The 17,211-nt window shown below is 41.9% G+C and carries 14 protein-coding genes; 8 read left to right on the top strand and 6 right to left on the bottom strand.

Features of this window, described 5'->3' with window-relative positions:
- Positions 1 to 142: 142 nt before the first annotated feature.
- From POV26_RS07975 to uvrC, 6 genes are all read right to left on the bottom strand, one after another.
- A complete protein-coding gene (locus POV26_RS07975; protein WP_272855945.1) occupies positions 143 to 1,366 on the bottom strand; it encodes a M23 family metallopeptidase in 1,224 nt (407 codons plus the stop codon).
- A gap of 26 nt (positions 1,367 to 1,392) precedes the next feature.
- Entirely contained in the window at positions 1,393 to 2,169 is a 777-nt protein-coding gene (locus POV26_RS07970) for a DUF3108 domain-containing protein (protein ID WP_272855944.1), read from the bottom strand.
- A 144-nt stretch (positions 2,170 to 2,313) separates the two neighbouring features.
- Positions 2,314 to 3,474, bottom strand: coding sequence for a 4-hydroxyphenylpyruvate dioxygenase (gene hppD, locus POV26_RS07965; protein ID WP_272855943.1), 1,161 nt, complete (start codon positions 3,472 to 3,474; stop codon positions 2,314 to 2,316).
- A 151-nt stretch (positions 3,475 to 3,625) separates the two neighbouring features.
- Complete coding sequence (locus POV26_RS07960) at positions 3,626 to 4,786, bottom strand: homogentisate 1,2-dioxygenase (RefSeq protein WP_272855942.1); 1,161 nt, start codon at positions 4,784 to 4,786, stop codon at positions 3,626 to 3,628.
- A gap of 116 nt (positions 4,787 to 4,902) precedes the next feature.
- Entirely contained in the window at positions 4,903 to 7,137 is a 2,235-nt protein-coding gene (locus POV26_RS07955; RefSeq protein ID WP_272855941.1) for a patatin-like phospholipase family protein, read from the bottom strand.
- 8 nt (positions 7,138 to 7,145) lie between these two features.
- On the bottom strand, positions 7,146 to 8,954 hold the full coding sequence (uvrC, locus tag POV26_RS07950; RefSeq protein ID WP_272855940.1) for an excinuclease ABC subunit UvrC: 1,809 nt from the start codon (positions 8,952 to 8,954) through the stop codon (positions 7,146 to 7,148).
- A 137-nt stretch (positions 8,955 to 9,091) separates the two neighbouring features.
- Here uvrC and POV26_RS07945 point away from each other — a divergent pair, with 137 nt between their 5' ends.
- From POV26_RS07945 to POV26_RS07910, 8 genes are all read left to right on the top strand, one after another.
- Positions 9,092 to 9,505, top strand: coding sequence for a hypothetical protein (locus POV26_RS07945; RefSeq protein ID WP_272855939.1), 414 nt, complete (start codon positions 9,092 to 9,094; stop codon positions 9,503 to 9,505).
- A gap of 215 nt (positions 9,506 to 9,720) precedes the next feature.
- Positions 9,721 to 11,943, top strand: a complete 2,223-nt coding sequence (locus tag POV26_RS07940) for a TonB-dependent receptor (RefSeq protein WP_272855938.1) — start codon at positions 9,721 to 9,723, stop codon at positions 11,941 to 11,943.
- 57 nt (positions 11,944 to 12,000) lie between these two features.
- A complete protein-coding gene (locus POV26_RS07935) occupies positions 12,001 to 12,879 on the top strand; it encodes an ATP-grasp domain-containing protein (RefSeq protein WP_272855937.1) in 879 nt (292 codons plus the stop codon).
- A gap of 193 nt (positions 12,880 to 13,072) precedes the next feature.
- Entirely contained in the window at positions 13,073 to 13,498 is a 426-nt protein-coding gene (locus POV26_RS07930; RefSeq protein WP_045080218.1) for an ATP-dependent zinc protease family protein, read from the top strand.
- Positions 13,495 to 14,367 (top strand): 30S ribosomal protein S6--L-glutamate ligase, encoded by an 873-nt coding sequence (gene rimK / locus POV26_RS07925; protein ID WP_272855936.1) that lies wholly within the window; start codon positions 13,495 to 13,497, stop codon positions 14,365 to 14,367. Before POV26_RS07930 ends, rimK begins: the two co-directional genes overlap by 4 nt.
- Positions 14,368 to 14,453: 86 nt before the next feature.
- Positions 14,454 to 15,434, top strand: a complete 981-nt coding sequence (locus POV26_RS07920; protein WP_272855935.1) for a DNA cytosine methyltransferase — start codon at positions 14,454 to 14,456, stop codon at positions 15,432 to 15,434.
- Complete coding sequence (locus POV26_RS07915) at positions 15,434 to 16,186, top strand: hypothetical protein (protein ID WP_272855934.1); 753 nt, start codon at positions 15,434 to 15,436, stop codon at positions 16,184 to 16,186. The genes POV26_RS07920 and POV26_RS07915 overlap by 1 nt, the downstream gene beginning before the upstream one ends.
- 4 nt (positions 16,187 to 16,190) lie before the next feature.
- Positions 16,191 to 17,192, top strand: a complete 1,002-nt coding sequence (locus tag POV26_RS07910) for a succinylglutamate desuccinylase/aspartoacylase family protein (protein WP_272855933.1) — start codon at positions 16,191 to 16,193, stop codon at positions 17,190 to 17,192.
- The last annotated feature ends 19 nt before the right edge of the window (positions 17,193 to 17,211 follow it).

The following is a 17,211-nucleotide window of genomic DNA, read 5'->3' as shown; positions in this document are numbered from 1 at the left end:
ATAGGTTATTTAAAACAAAAATGACCAAGAAATGATCACGTAAAAATAACCGTAAATAAAGGTAAAATTTAAAAGCTAAAGAGCTGAAAAGTTGAGTGTTAGTTAATAACAAGGTTATCAACATTTTGGGAAATCGAGAAAATTAAAAAGAAATGCAATCCAATTGTTCCTTCATTGGGAGCATATTTGCGGAAAATTGTTCCTGCAATTCCTTAGGAAGTGGTTTTGAAAAAGGGGTGTCTTCCTTAAATGGATCTACTTCTTTTCCATTTTTCCAGAAGCGGTAACACACGTGTGGGCCGCTGGTGTTTCCGGTCATCCCGATCCAGCCAATTACATCGCCTTGGCTCACGTGTTGGCCTACTTTAACGTTCCGGGCTTTCATATGAAGGTATTGCGTTTCATAGGTGCCGCTGTGTCTTATTTTAACATAGTTTCCGTTGCCGCCGCGGCGTTCAGATTTAGTTACCACGCCATCTGCCGTTGCCAAAATGGGCGTACCTATGGGGGCGGCAAAATCGGTCCCTCGGTGCGGGCGAAGTTTAAAACCGTAGTATTTTATGCGTCTGTTCAGGTTGTATCGGGAAGATATTCTGCTGAATTGTACAGGAGCTTTTAGAAAGGCGCGCTTCAAATTGTTGGCCTGCTCATCGTAATAACCAGAAATTTTACCCAAAGAATCCGAAGAAAATTTAAAGGCGTAAAGCGGTTTTCCACGGTGCTCAAAATAGGCGGCTTTTATTTCCTTTAGACCTCCGGGAATGGTGTCATCTATAAACTTTTCAGTATAAATTACCTTAAAGCGATCGCCGGGCTGCAGCTTAAAAAAGTTGATGGTCCAGGCATAGATATTTGCTAATTGATCCGTCATATAAGGGCTTAAATTCTGCTCCTCCATTGTGGCGGAAAGTGAACTGGTAATGACCCCCGATGCCTCCCTGTCCTCATACCGGACCGGTTTTTGACTGTTGAAGATGGAAAGGGTGTCCCTAAAATCCACCACGGCATAGTCCACGTTATTCGTTTCATAAATAAAAACCTGGGTCTTGTTCAGCGAGTCTTTGGAATTAAGCAGGACGTAAGGTTTTCCTACCACTATTTTCCGAACATCAAAGCTGTCGCGGAATTTGGTGGCCACCTCCATGATTTTTTCCTGTGAAACGCCATTGGCGAAAAGAATATCGCCAAAAGTATCGCCTTTCCGAATAGTGTCGCGAATTACATTAAAATCATTCAACACGTAACCATATTGTTCAATTATTGCTTCCTCCGCCACGATATTGGTATCGGTCAACTCTTCTTTCTTATTTTCACAAGCGGTGGTAAGCAGGGTAAGTGATAATACAATTAAAATTAAATTCTTCAATGTTGGGGAGTTTTCGGTATTATATTTTATTGATTTGCCAATATTTTGAAGGAATGTTGCAATCCCTTAAATTCGGTCAATGTCGCTTTTAAAGAGCCTACGGCCAAATCTGCCTTTACCAGCAGGGGTATTTTGTTTTTATCATCACTTATCCAGACCGTTAGGCTTTCCTTTTCCTTAAAAACCCGGCCCGATTGAACGTAAGGCCTAAAAATCAAGGTGCGGACGCGGCCAAAATTAGTATCTAAAACTTCTTTTCCAAGGAATTTTAACCTGAATTTGTAATTTTCTTTATCAAAAAACATATTCATCTCCACCACATCGCCTTCTTTTATGTTTTCGGTGTCCAATTTATTGCGAAGGTAATAAAATGCCGAAATCATATCCTGCGTTTCTTTAGGGAAGGAAAGCACGGTGGTTTCGTTGTGCTTTCTGTCGTTTACCGTGGCTTTGTTGTTGGAGTGGTTAAAATCAATTTGAATATCCTTGGTATAACCGCCTTCGTCAATCTTCCGAATAAAACGATAGGGGATATCCTTTTCCTTGTCAATATAGGATTGGTAATCGTCCTCCACTTTAAAAAACCATTTTGAAACGCCCACGGTTTCACCAAAACCGCGCACATGGAAAACATCCTTTCCGTTTATAGTGGCATTCTTGACCTTTAAAGTTGCATAACCTGCAGTTACAAAACCATAATGAACCCTGAATTTAAAAAATTCGCCATCGCCATAAGCCCGTTCTTGTGCCGAAAGGAGAAATATATTGCCAAAAAGAAATAAAAGCGTGAGCAGCTTTTTCATAGATAGAGACTTTGGGTTTTAACGGTTCGGAAATTACAACTATTGTTCCAAAAAGAAAATGGGGGTTTTTGACGGATGACAGAAGACGGATGACAGAAGTTTACACTGCTGTCATCCGTCTTCCGTCTTCAGTTCTCTGTTTTCTCAAAGTGTTCCTCTTTGGGCCTGTTCGCGCTCGATAGATTCAAAAAGTGCCTTAAAGTTTCCGGCACCGAACCCTTTTGCACCCATGCGCTGTATGATTTCAAAGAAAAGGGTCGGTCTGTCCTGCAGGGGTTTTGTGAATATCTGCAACAGATAGCCGTCTTCATCGGCGTCAATCATAATTGAAAGTTTTTTTAGCTCGCTGATGTCTTCCTTCATCATTTTCATATGATCTCCCAAACGACGGGGAATGTCGTCGTAATAGGCTTGTGGCGGTGGCGGCAAAAACTCGATACCGCGTTCCTTCAATTGGCTTACTGTTTTAATAATGTCGTCTGTGGCGACCGCTAAATGCTGCACTCCGGAATCTTCGTAGAAATCGAGATATTCCTCAATTTGCGATTTTTTTATTCCTTTGGCCGGCTCGTTTATGGGGAATTTGATGCGCCCGTTGCCATTGCTCATCACCTTGCTCATCAAGGCCGAATATTCGGTGTGTATCTGCTTGTCGTCAAAGGAAAGGAAATTCACGAAGCCCATCACGTCCTCATACCATTTTACCCATTTGTTCATTTGGCCCCAGCCTACGTTGCCTACCATATGGTCTATATATTTTAGGCCTGTTGGGGTTGGGTTGTAATCGCTCTTCCATTCGCGGAACCCGGGTAAAAATGTTCCTTTGTAGTTTTTGCGTTCCACAAACATATGTACTGTTTCGCCGTAGGTATAAATTCCACTGCGGACCACTTCGCCGTGTTCGTCTTTTTCAACGGTGGGTTCCATATAAGGTTTTGCGCCGCGTTTGGTGGTTTCTTCAAAAGCACTTGTGGCATCGTCCACCCAAAGGGCAATTACCTTTACCCCATCGCCGTGTTTTACGATGTGGTCGTTAATCGGCGATTTGCTGTTTAAGGGCGTTGTTAAAACAAGCTTGATTTTATCCTGCTTCAGTACATAACTCACCGAATCGCGCGAGCCGGTTTCCAAACCTTTATAGGCGTATGATTGAAAACCAAAGGCCGTTTTATAGAAATGTGCGGACTGTTTAGCATTGCCCACGTAGAATTCTACATAATCGGTGCCCAATAAGGGCAGAAAATCTTCTGCGCCCTCAAATATTTTTTCCAGTCCGTAATCGACTGATTTTACTTCTTTGCTCATAATTTAAGTTTTCAATAATCTTATTAATTTAACTCAGAATATTTCAGATAGAACAGCTTCATTTATAAAGAAAATAGTTTCCAAATTCCTTTAACCGCAAAGGCGCAGAGAACGCAAAGACCACAATCTACTGCTTACTGCGACTACCAACTCATTCCTCCAACCAGCTCTGGTAATACGTACCATCCGAAAGTTTTAAACCATCTTCGGTAACCTGTAACGGTTTAAAAGTATCTACCATAACGGCCAGTTCTTCCGTTTCTGTTTTACCGATACTTCTTTCCGCGGCACCGGGATGCGGGCCGTGTGGAATTCCTGCCGGGTGCAACGTTATTTGGCCCGCTTCAATATCGTTTCGGCTCATAAAATCGCCGTCAACATAATAGAGGACCTCATCGCTATCTATATTGCTGTGGTTGTACGGTGCGGGAATACTGTCTGGGTGATAGTCGTAAAGCCGCGGCACAAAACTACAGACTACCATCGCATCGGTTTCAAACGTTTGGTGTACTGGTGGCGGTTGGTGGATTCTTCCGGTAATTGGTTCAAAATCGTGGATTGAAAAGGCGTACGGAAAATTGTAGCCATCATACCCAACCACATCAAAAGGATGTGTGGCATAGACCATTTCAAAAATTTCGTCGCGTTTTTTCACTTTTACCAAAAACTCACCTTTTTCATCGTGTGTCTCCAGTTCCTGTGGCTTGCGGATGTCGCGCTCACAATAGGGCGAATGCTCCAACAATTGGCCAAACCAGTTTCTGTAACGTTTCGGCGTATAGATGGGTCTATGCGATTCTACGATAAAAAGACGATTGTCTTCCGTATCGAAATCTATTTGATAGATAATTCCGCGTGGCACCAATAAATAATCTCCGTATTTAAAGTCTAAATTTCCTAAAAAAGTCCTCAATTTTCCGCCGCCTTTGTGGATGAAAATCAACTCATCGGCATCGGTATTTTTATAAAAATAATCTTTTAATGATTTTTGGGGTGCAGCCAGGATAATACTGCAATCGCTATTGGTAAGTACCGTTTTTCGACTGTCCAAATAGTCTTTTTCAGGTTTTACATCAAATCCTTTAAGGCGAAGCGAATGCAAATTGTTCGATTTTGCAATCTTTGGGGCCACGCTGTATTGCTTCTTGATCTCCTTTACCTGAGTAGGCCTATGTTCGTGATAGATGTTACTGTACATCCCATCAAAACCAACGGTGCCGAAAAGTTGTTCAGAATAAAGGCTCCCGTCCGGTTTGCGGAATTGCGTATGGCGTTTGGGCGGTATCTTGCCCAGTTTGTGGTAGAAAGGCATCTTTTATTGTTTATTGCTTATTTTTATTTTTTATTGATTCTTAGGCATAAAATACGTTAAAATCAAGCTTCCCACAAATATCGGAAAAATATTGAAGCCAGACCTTTAAGTTTATGCTAAAACCGATACCCCAGCGCCACATACCATTCGCTTTGGTCCCTTTCGGGAGAATAGGAATATTTAATCTCCATCGGGCCCAAAACGGTTTCCAAACCGTAGCCTGCCGAAAAACCTGAATAATCCACTCCATCTATCCACTGACCGTTCTCAAAAAGATCGTTGCCCACATTGGCAATATTAGCCGAAATATTGATATGGTTCTTTCTGAATATTTCATAATCAAAGGTAAGTGTCGATTTCAGATAGGTATTTCCGCGGAGCGAGATGGCCTCATAGCCCATAAAAGGAACAATGTTGTTCATCTCCTTAAAACCATAACCGCCCAAGGCAAAGTCCAAGGAAGTGGTTTCCGGTCCGCCCCATTTAAATCCGCCCTCGGTTGTTAAATTTGCCGAAATTGTGTTGAAAAAAGTATGGGCATACCCCAATTTGGCCTTTGCCAACGAAAAAGGCTCAAAATCTTTATTGCGTCCATTGGCCAAAAGATACCAATGAAAGTCGCCCGAAAAATAGGCCCCGCTTTTTGGAAAGAAACTATTGTCGTACGTATCATATTTCAAAAAACCGAAGGCGCTGTAGTAATTGGTACTTTCAAAAACGGTTCGCGGCAGGTTATTGGCATCGGTCCCAATAGTTTCGGACAGATACCGAAGGTATTTATGTTCCCCTCCCAAACCTAAAATAAAAGTTCTGCGGAAGAGGGTTTCAAAATAAAGCTGATTGGTAAAATCGCTATACTTTATTGAAATGCTGTTTATGGGCAATGAAAGCTCGGCATCCAAATCTGCCCCAACAAAGCTTAACGATACGTCGGTTTCAAAAAAGTGGTATCTTGAGTTGAAGCCAACGCTCCAATAAAAACCCTTGTCTATATAATATTCAAAGTTGTACCGCAGGTTGTCCCCCGCTATAAGATCTAGCGAAGCAATATCGTTATTGGTTAAAAGTCGTTTTTTTGTAATATTCACCAAGGCTGCAGTTCGGAACAAATCGTCATAATGTGCGGCAAACCGCAGCATCATGGACGAGTTGCTCTCCCTTAGGTGTAAAAACAGTACATTTTCATTCTTTTCATCTTCAATAAATTTATAATTGATATCCTGAAAATTTCCTGTTGCCGAAAGATTGTTGATACCTTCACTAAAATCCTCGTAAGTAATCTTATCTGGGATCCGCAATTTCAGTTTTCCCAAAACGTAACTACGGGTATATTTTTTGTTCCCCTCAATTTTTACTTCTTTTATAAAAATGGTGTCATTGGTTTCAAACTTAATTTTTTTATGCTTTACTAATTTTTGCCTCAAAGCAATTTTTTTAAGCTCCTCTAGTTTCAATTCGGCCGCAACAACACCGGATGCCACAATGTTTTTACCTTCATCAAAAGAAACTACCGAGAAATTCTTAATATTTGGGTGAATGTAAACGTCGGTTTTTTTGCGTTTTTCCGTCATATCCTTGATGGTGCGGTAGTTGTTTATCTGTACCAAGACATCAAAAGCCGAACTCAGGTTATCACGGGTCTTTAGGCTATCCTGCACGTCCACGCCAATAATGATGTCCATTCCTTTTGATTTCACCTCACTCACGGGATAATTGTTTACCACCCCGCCATCAATGAGCACTTTGTCGTCAATCACTACGGGGCTAAAAAGCGAAGGCAAGGCTCCACTAGCGGTAACTGCCCGTGGAAGATAACCATGGTCCAAAATCACTTCCTGTCCATTCTCAACATTGGTGGCAACACAGAAAAAGGGAATGGGAAGCTTACTGAAATCTGAAATCGTGCTAACGTGGCTCGTTAATTTGGAAAGTAGGTTGTAAACATTTTGCCCCTTTGAAAGTCCCGAGGGGAAACCAATTTTGAAGCCATCAAACGGAAGCACCAAGGCATATTTTTCAGCTTCCTTTTTTTCGTAAAACGTTTTTGCGCTTCGCGGAATATCGTCCTGTATCAAGGTGCTAAAATCTGTTTGTTGAAAAATACTGTCCAACTGATGTGCCGAATATCCCGAAGCATACAGCGCGCCTATAATTGCGCCCATGCTCGTGCCGCCAATATAGTCTATACGAACGCCCGCCTCCTCAATTACTTTTAAAGCTCCGATATGCGCGAGGCCTTTGGCACCGCCGCCGCTCAAAACAAGGCCTACTTTTACATCCTGTTCGCTTTTTTCCTGTGAGAAGGAAAGGGTTGAGATTATTAGGAATGCTATGAGGAGTAAATACTTCATTAACGTGGTTATTGTTTATTGCTATTAGTATTGCTGAAATGTTCAACCAACTTCTTCGCCCGGCTCGGACCGATCACTTTTGAAAGCTCCTCAAAACTTGCCGAGGCAATCCGCTTCGTGCTTTTAAAGTGTTTCAACAATTCCACGACCGTTTTTTCGCCAATGCCGGGAATGGTTTCCAGTTCAGTATTTAAAGCCTGCTTGCTGCGCTTGCTGCGGTGAAAGGTAATGCCAAAACGGTGCGCTTCGTTGCGCAATTGTTGTATTATTTTTAAAGTCTCGCTCTTCTTGTCCAAATACAGCGGGATGGGGTCGTCCGGATAAAACAATTCCTCCAAACGTTTTGCAATACCAATAATGGCAATTTTCCCGCGTAAGCCCAACTTGTCCAGACTTTTTAGAGAAGAAGACAACTGCCCCTTTCCCCCATCTATGATGATGAGTTGCGGCAAGGGTTGCTCTTCTTCCAGCAATCTTTTGTAGCGGCGATAAACAACTTCTTCCATCGAGGCAAAATCATCGGGTCCTTCAACCGTTTTAATATTGAATTTGCGATAATCCTTTTTACTCGGTTTCCCGTTTTTAAAAACCACACAGGCCGCCACGGGGTTTGTGCCCTGAATATTACTGTTGTCAAAACACTCTATATGTCGTGGTTCCTCGCTTAACCTTAAATCTTTTTTCATCTGCGCCATAATGCGCTTTTCATGACGGTCGGGGTCCACAATCTTTGCCTGTTTAAACCGCTCCATGCGATAATACTTGGCATTTCTTTCGGAAAGGTCGAGGATTGCTTTTTTATCCCCCAGTTTGGGAATATGCGTTTTTATGTCCTCGCCCAATTCCACCTCAAAAGGCACATAAATTTCCTTTGAAAGCGAATTGAACCGTTGCCGGATTTCCACAATGGCAAGCTGAAGCAGTTCCTCATCGGTCTCGTCCAACTTCTTCTTTATTTCCAACGTATGCGAACGGATAATCGCCCCGTGCGAAAGCTGCAGAAAATTAACATACGCATAGCTTTCATCAGAAATTATCGAGAAAACATCCACGTTGTTGATCTTCGGGTTTACCACCGTGCTTTTACTTTGGTAATTCTCCAAAATATCGATCTTCTCTTTTACCCGCTGTGCCTGCTCAAACTTCAGATCAGCCGCCAATTGCTTCATTTGGTTTTTAAATTTGTGCAGCGAATCCTTAAAATTTCCCTTCACAATATTGCGGATGGCCTCAATATTTTCATTGTAATCTTTTTCAGACTGAAGCCCCTCGCAAGGCCCCAGACAGTTTCCCAAGTGATATTCCAGACACACTTTATACTTGCCTGCCCTAATTTTTTCTTCGGAAAGATCGTAGTTGCAAGTGCGCAACGGATACAGGCCTTTTATCAAATCAAGCAGCGTGTGTACGGTTTTCATACTCGTGTAAGGCCCGTAATATTCACTGCCGTCCTTTATCATGCGCCGGGTAGGGAAAACCCGCGGAAAGCGTTCGTTCTTAATGCAGATCCAAGGGTAGCTTTTGTCGTCCTTCAGCATCACATTGTAGCGCGGCTGATAGTTTTTTATCAAATTGTTTTCCAGCAAAAGCGCATCGGTCTCGGTCTTTACGACGATGTGCTTAATGGTCGCAATTTTCTTTACGAGAATTCGGGTTTTACCGTTGTCCTGCGTTTTGTTGAAATAGGACGAAACGCGTTTTTTCAGGTTTTTTGCCTTGCCCACATACAGCAGTTTCCCGTCCTTATCGTAATATTGATAAACACCGGGCGAATCGGGAAGAGTTGCAATTTGAAGTGTTACCGAAGCATTGGCCATAGGCTCAAAGATACTTGCTATTTTGTTTTTTAAGGAATTTTTCCGCTATCAAAAATAGTTAAGAAACGGTTAAATGAAGCTTATTCAAAATCCAAATTCCCCAATCTTGCGTATCTATTTACAACCAACCCAAAATAATGCTTAAAAGCAAATTACATATTTCCTTTAAAAAGTATTTTGTGCTTTCCCTGTCGATTTTTTATCTGCTCAACCCGATGCAGAAACAGCTTTCGGAGGGAATGCACACTTTTTCGCACGTAATGACGCATACCGATTATGGGCATCACGAAAAAGACCATGTGTTGGGCCACGAACACACGCACGAACACAAACTGATTACATTTTTCTCAAAAATATTTTCTTCGGAAGAGACCAGCGACCACGATGGCGTGTTTTTCAATTATACTTTTGATAAACATTTTGCACAGGAATATCCCCCAATCGATTTCAAAAAAGAAACTAATACCAAACACAATTTCTTTTATGTTTTTCATATTCCGAAAAGCGTAAAAACCATCCCCAGCCCGCCTCCGGAAGTATTTATTTCATAAACCTTTAGTTGAATTCATAATGCTTTAAAAATGTCGATTGTATGCAATGTGTCAGTCTGAGCTTGTCGAAGACATTTCGCTTGGCGCTTCGACAAGCTCAGCGTGACATACAATATCAAATTAGCATTTTAAAATTCATTATTGTCAAAGTTCATTGCTGAAAGAAACCGTCTTTCAGTCATTTAAATTATTTAAATTTTTTAAACCAATCACCCATGAAAAGAATACTCTTAATGGGGCTGCTGCTATGCTTTGGTATTGCGCAATCGCAATCACTAACAGGAAAAGTAGTAGGCCCAAATAACAACCCGCTGGAAAATGTGGCGGTTTTTGACCGAACCTCGGGCAATCACACGCACACCGATACCTCGGGAAAATTTTCACTTGAAAATGTGAAGGAAGACGACATCATCAGCTTCTCCTTTTTAGGTTTCGCAACCTATGAATATTCAGTTACCGTTGAAAGTTTTGCGGAACCCATAAACATCACTTTAAACGAAGCCGCGGTTTCTTTGGAACAAGTGACCATCACGCCCGAAGTGAACACACTCAGCCAAATAGTGGCGGTAGATTTAAAGACCGCGCCCGTAAAATCGTCGCAGGAAATCTTGCGAAAAGTCCCCGGACTTTTCATTGGCCAACATGCTGGTGGCGGAAAAGCTGAGCAAATATTTTTGCGAGGCTTTGACATTGACCACGGCACCGACATCAATCTTTCGGTGGACGGAATGCCGGTAAATATGGTATCGCACGCGCACGGGCAAGGGTACAGCGACCTGCACTTCGTAATTCCCGAAACGCTTGATAAAATTTCCTTTGGAAAAGGGCCGTACAATGCGGAATACGGCGATTTTGCCACTGCGGGTTACGTGGCGTTCAAAACCTTGGACAAGCTCGACAAAAGCTCCGTTTCCGTGGAATACGGGCAGTTTGATGCTTTTAGGACCGTTGGACTTTTCAATCTTTTGGATACCAAAACCAGCAATGCTTATGTCGCTGCTTCACTCAATACTTTTAACGGTCCGTTTGATTCGCCGCAGAATTTTAACCGTTTCAATATGATGGCGAAATACAATCTGAAATTGCCCGACAACCAAAAACTGCAACTTACCGCTTCGCATTTCCAAAGCAAGTGGGATGCTTCGGGGCAGATTCCGCAGCGCGCCATTGATGATGGTTCCATCGGGCGTTTTGGCGCCATTGACGATACCGAAGGCGGAAACACCAGCCGCACCAATTTGCTGATAAACCATTCCAAATTGCTTTCGGAAAACAAAAAGTTGGAAACCCGTGCGTATTATTCGCATTATGATTTTGAACTGTTTTCAAACTTCACTTTCTTTTTGGAAGACCCAGTAAACGGCGACCAAATTGCACAGCGCGAAGACCGAAATATTTTGGGTTTCCAAACGGAGTTTTCAGATAAAATAAATTCTGAAACGCTCGATTTTAAGTACACCGCAGGAATTGGCGTTCGTTACGACGATGTGAACGACGTGGAGCTTTCGCACACCAAAAACCGTTATGAAATTTTGGACCGGATTGCCTTCGGAAATGTGGACCAAATAAACAGTTTTGCGTTTTTGAACACGGAATTCGGTTTGGGCAATTTCAAAATAAACCCCGCCGTACGATTGGATTATTTCAAATTTGATTACGAAAACAAACTTTCGCCAACCTACGATAACCGAAGTGAAAGCAAGGTTTTCGCCAGCCCGAAGTTGAACTTTATTTACAGCCCCAACCGCGATTTCCAATTGTTTTTGAAAACGGGAATCGGTTTCCATTCCAACGATACACGCGTAGTTGTTGCCAATGGCGGCGAGGATATTTTGCCCGCAGCTTACGGCGCAGATTTGGGCGGAATTTACAAACTGACGGACAATCTAATTTTTAATACAGCCTTTTGGGCGTTGTTTTTGGAACAGGAATTTGTGTATGTTGGCGATGCCGGAATTGTGGAACCCAGCGGAAAAACCCGCCGATTGGGCGTTGATTTTGGCCTGCGTTACGAAGCCTTGGACTGGCTGTATTTTTACGGCGATGCAAACTATACCTACGCGCGAAGCATCGAGGAACCCAAAGGCGAGGATTACATTCCGTTGGCGCCGGATTTTACCTCAACAGGTGGAATTGCCGTTGAAAATCTCGCAAATTTTTCGGGCGGATTGAACTATCGCTATATTAAGGATAGGGCCGCAAACGAAGACAAAAGCATTATTGCCGAAGGTTATTTTGTAACTGATTTCAACATAAATTATACTTTTAGAAACTTTGTTTTCGGGATTGCAATTGAAAATCTCTTCGATACCGAATGGAACGAAACCCAATTTGCAACCGAAAGCAGGTTGTTTGACGAACCCGAAGCTGTGGAAGAAATACACTTTACGCCCGGCACGCCTTTTTTCCTTAGAGGAAAGGTAACCGTTAATTTTTAACTAATGATTTTAGGGGCAATGTTCTTTTTGGTTAAATTGCACGCACAATAACCAATTATGAACATTGCCATTTTATCGCGTGGGGAAGCGCTTTATTCCACCCAAAGTCTTTTAAAAGCTGGCGAAGCGCGCAACCACACCATGGAGGTTTTGGACCCTTCTTATTGCAACCTCGCCGTGGAAAACGGAAAAGCCGTCCTCTATTTTCAAAATGAATTGGTGGATGACCTGCACGCGGTAATTCCCAGAATTGGTGCCTCAAATACTTATTTTGGTACGAACGTGGTCCGCCATTTTGAATCGATGGGCGTTTTTAGCGTGGTTTCTTCCGAAGGAATTACAAACAGCCGCGACAAATGGACTTGCTTTCAAATTTTGGCAAAACATCAAATTCCCGTGCCACGCACAATATATGCTTCATTTTTTGAATTTGAGGAACAATTGAAAACCTTTAACGGCAAGCCAATAATCATCAAACTTTTGGAAGGCACGCACGGCGAAGGCGTTATTCTTACCGAAAGCCCGCAGAATGCTTTGGCAACGATTGAAACCTTAAATGCCGCCGGCGTGAAATTTCTATTACAGGAATATATTGAGGAAGCCAATGGAGCTGATGTTCGTGCGATTGTGGTGGACGGCGTTGTGGTTGCGGCGATGAAACGCAAATGCAAAATTGGCGATTTCCGTAGCAACCTACACCGTGGCGGCACTTCGGAAATGATTTCGCTCTCTTCCGCAGAGGAAAAAATTGCCATAAAAGCAGCAAAAGCGATGAATTTGGGCTTTTGCGGGGTGGATATTCTGCAATCCAAAAACGGGCCTTTGGTTTTGGAAATCAACAGTACGCCGGGACTGGAGGGTATCGAAAATACCTCGGGAAAGAATGTTTCGAAAAGCGTGATTGGGTTTATTGAGCGGAATAGAAAGTCGCAGTAGCCAGTCGCAGTTTATAGTAGGCGCGCGATTCATCGCGCGCATCTTAATCAAATAATTTAATGGAAAGTAGAAAGTCGCAGTTTGCAGGCTTCAAAATTTTGAATTTTTTTGTTTTTTGGGATTTATTTGGAATTTGTTATTTGCCAATTGGAATTTATATTAGTTAACTTGCAATTACAAAATTTCTATAACATTGAAAAGAAACATCGGCAGAATAGACAAGGCAGACTTTCCATTGCTGAATCTATATGATATTGAAGTGAAAATTGACACGGGCGCCTACACTTCTTCCATACATTGCAAAAACATGAAAGTTGAGGATAACTATCTGAAATGCAACTTTTTGGACGAAGAGCATCCTAGCTACCACGAAAAGGAAATCATTTTTGACGAATATGACGTAAAAGTGGTAAGAAGCAGCAACGGCCAGTCTGAAGCGCGATATAGAATTAAAACGGAAATTGTTCTTTTTGGAAAGACACATCCCATTTATTTAACATTGAGCGACCGCGAAGAGATGCGTTTTCCCGTACTTTTGGGGCGAAATTTCCTAAGCAAGAAATATATGGTTGATATTAACAAAACCAACCTTTCCTACAAACTAAAAACCAAAAAATGAACATAAAGATATTATCGGCAAACGCAAATTTATATTCCACCAAACGTCTTGTGGAAGCGGCAAAAGCCAGAAAACACGACGTAGAGGTTATAAATCACGCAAAGTGTGATATTGTTATCGAAAAGAAAAATCCGGTAATTATTTACAAAGGCCACAAATTAGACCACACCGATGCCATCATTCCACGGATTGGGGCGTCCGTAACTTTTTACGGCACCGCGGTAGTGCGACAGTTTGAAATGTTGCGCGTTTTTACCACGACCGAATCGCAGGCCTTGGTCCGTTCCCGCGATAAATTGAGAAGTCTTCAAATTCTTTCCCGCGCGGGATTGGGGTTGCCGAAAACCGTTTTTACCAATTATTCCAAAAACGTAAAGGAAATCGTGGACCAAGCCGGTGGCGCACCCGTAATCATTAAGTTACTGGAAGGCACACAGGGAATTGGCGTTATTTTGGTTGAAACCAGAAAAGCCGCGGAATCTGTGATTGAAGCCTTTAACAATTTACAGGCGCGGGTTATCGTTCAGGAATTTATAAAAGAGGCCGGAGGCGCAGACATACGTGCGTTTATAGTGGATGGACAGGTAGTTGGCGCAATGAAACGGCAGGGAAAGGAAGGCGAATTCCGAAGCAATCTGCACCGCGGCGGAACAGCTTCAGTAATAAAACTTACCGACGAGGAAGAGACCGCCGCCCTGAAAGCCGCAAAAGCCATGGGCCTCGGAATTGCTGGGGTTGATATGTTGCAATCGGCACGTGGACCGTTGATTTTGGAAGTGAATTCATCTCCCGGTTTGGAAGGAATTGAACAAGCCACAGGCAAGGATATCGCAAACTCAATCATAAAATATATAGAACGCAACGTATAGAGATTGCAAAATTGAATGATATTTCTTTATCATTAAAAGTTGAGTATTTATTAAATCATTTTAAATAGATAATTATCTTTACAATTATGTACAGAGAAAAACTAAAATTTATTGACCTATTTTGTGGAATTGGCGGGTTTAGAGTAGCTTTTGAGGAGGCTTGCGAGGAAAATGATATTCAACCAGATTGTGTTTTTTCCTCGGACATTGACAAATATGCCCAAGAAAGTTACGAAGCAAATTTTGGGGAAAAACCAAAAGGCGATATCACAAAAATAAATGAAAATGATATCCCAGACCACGACATTCTGTTTGCTGGTTTTCCTTGTCAACCTTTCAGCATCATCGGACAGATGAAAGGTTTAAATGATACGAGAGGAACTCTTTTCTTTGATATTGCCCGAATTATCGAGGCAAAAAAGCCTAAAGCCTTTATTTTGGAAAACGTTAAACAGCTTGTTGGACACGACCAAGGAAAGACTTTAAAAATCATCGTTCAAGCCTTACAAGACTTAGGTTATCACGTTCAATATAGTGTATTAAACGCATTGGACTACGGTTTGCCACAAAAGCGAGAAAGGGTTGTAATTGTTGGACACAGAGAGCCGATAATGTTCACATTTCCAAATCCTGAAAAGCCTTATAAATCGTTAAACGAAATACTGGAAACTAAAGTTGATGAGAAATACTTTGCTTCCGATTTTATTCAAGAAAAACGAAAAGAAAAACACAAATCTTCATATTATCCATCAATTTGGCACGAAAACAAATCAGGCAATATCTGTTCATATCCATATTCTTGCGCACTTCGTTCAGGAGCATCACATAATTACCTTTTGGTAAATGGCGAAAGACGTTTAACACCAAGAGAAATGTTTAGATTACAAGGTTTCCCAGATTGGTATAAAATTGTTGTCAGTGATGCACAAGCGAAAAAACAGGCTGGAAATGCAGTTCCTGTAAATATGATTAAGGCAGTTGTTCAAAAATTACTTCCTTACGTGGCAAGTTCACTCGAACCAGCATCCGTTTTGAGAGAATATGATTTAAAGTACAATCCAAGTTAATGGCAAAACGCAACTCACCAAAATTAAGAACAGTCAACAAATCTGTTGCTGCATTTCCACTAAACCAATTCAATTCGGATTTTCCCTACTTGCTCGGACAAGAAATTGTTTATCTTTTAGCAAGTAAAGGACGTGGCGACCTTGAAGGTTCAGAATGGGAACAAATTTTTGCAATTTGCATCGGAGCAGATTGGAAACCTTCTAACGTTGGACTTGACGATGTTGTAATGGGAAATACAGCTTGGGGCGCAAAAACTGTAAAATCTTCATTAAAAGATTTCAAAAATCTAAAACAAATTCGACTTATTTCGGGTAGAAACTCGCCTGTCTATTCTTATGGCGGAACAATCGATATAACCGCTGACCCTAATGAAATTGGAGAGCAAGTTTTGGAAATATGGAACGAACGCGTCTCTGCAGTTCGTGAAAAATTCAAGAATTTACGAACTGTAGTTCTCGTTAAGTCAAATAATCTTTCTCAAGTAGCTGTTTTTGAATTTGAAACAATACGTTACGACCCGGAACTTTTTGACTTCGTTTGGAATAGTCGAGGAAATTTAGAGGGTTTTGTTAAAGGAACCAAAACCAAACGCTTCACTTGGCAACCTCACGGCTCACAATTTACCATTCACGAGCCTGTTCCAGAACATACGTTGATTTTGACAATCAAGCAACCTGAAAGATTAGATAAAGAAAAAATTCTCGATGCAATTGGATTTGATAAGTCTTGGGTTACTATAGAGCGAAAATAAATTTATGGCCAAAAAGGAAGAACGTGATATTGTAATTTTAAATGAACGGATTGCGCTGGGTGAAAGCCGTACAGTTGATTTTAGCATTGCGAAACTTTACACTTCCACCAAGGTTGAAATCCCAATAATCATTGAACGCTCCAAAATCCCCGGACCTACGGTTTTAATAACAGCCGCCATTCACGGAGACGAAATAAACGGGGTAGAAATTGTTCGCCAACTCATTGCCCGAAAATTGAACAAGCCCAAACGCGGCACTATAATTTGTATTCCAATTCTGAACGTTTTCGGGTTTTTAAATGGGGACCGTTCTTTCCCCGATGGGCGCGATCTCAACAGGGTTTTTCCGGGAACCAAATCGGGTTCCTTGGCAAGCCGCGTCGCCTATCATTTCACCAAAAAAGTGTTGCCGCACGCCGATTATTGTCTCGATTTTCACACGGGTGGCGCCAGCCGCTTCAATGCGGCACAGATTCGCATAAAACCGGGCGATGAAAAATTGCTGGAACTTGCAAAGGTTTTTAATGCTCCCTTTACCGTGTATTCAAATACCATTGAAAAGTCTTACCGAAATACTTGCCATAAAATGGGCATTCCCACATTACTATTTGAAGGCGGAAAAAGCCGCGAAAGCAACAAACATATCGCAAAAGAAGGCGTGGACGGGATTATGCGTATTTTGGAACATTTGGATATGCTCGGGAAAAGACACGTTGCCCCAGACCCTGCCAAAAAAACTGTAATTATAGAAAAAAGCAAATGGATCCGCGCCCATCGCAGCGGCTTGCTCCACGTAAAAGTTGACTGCAACAAACACGTGGAAAAAGGCGAATTTTTAGCCACGATTACAGACCCCTACGGAAAAATGCGGTTTAAGGTTACTTCGCCCAATGAAGGCTATATCATTAATGTAAACCAATCGCCGATTGTAAACCAAGGGGATGCTATTTTTCATATTTCAACCGTAAATACTGCAAATACGGAAGACGAGGAAATGGAGGACTGAAAGGGATTTAGGATTAACG

This window comes from Aequorivita todarodis (genome assembly GCF_028561335.1).
GTDB classification, from domain to species: Bacteria; Bacteroidota; Bacteroidia; order Flavobacteriales; family Flavobacteriaceae; genus Aequorivita; species Aequorivita todarodis.
This window is presented reverse-complemented; position numbering and strand designations above follow the sequence as displayed.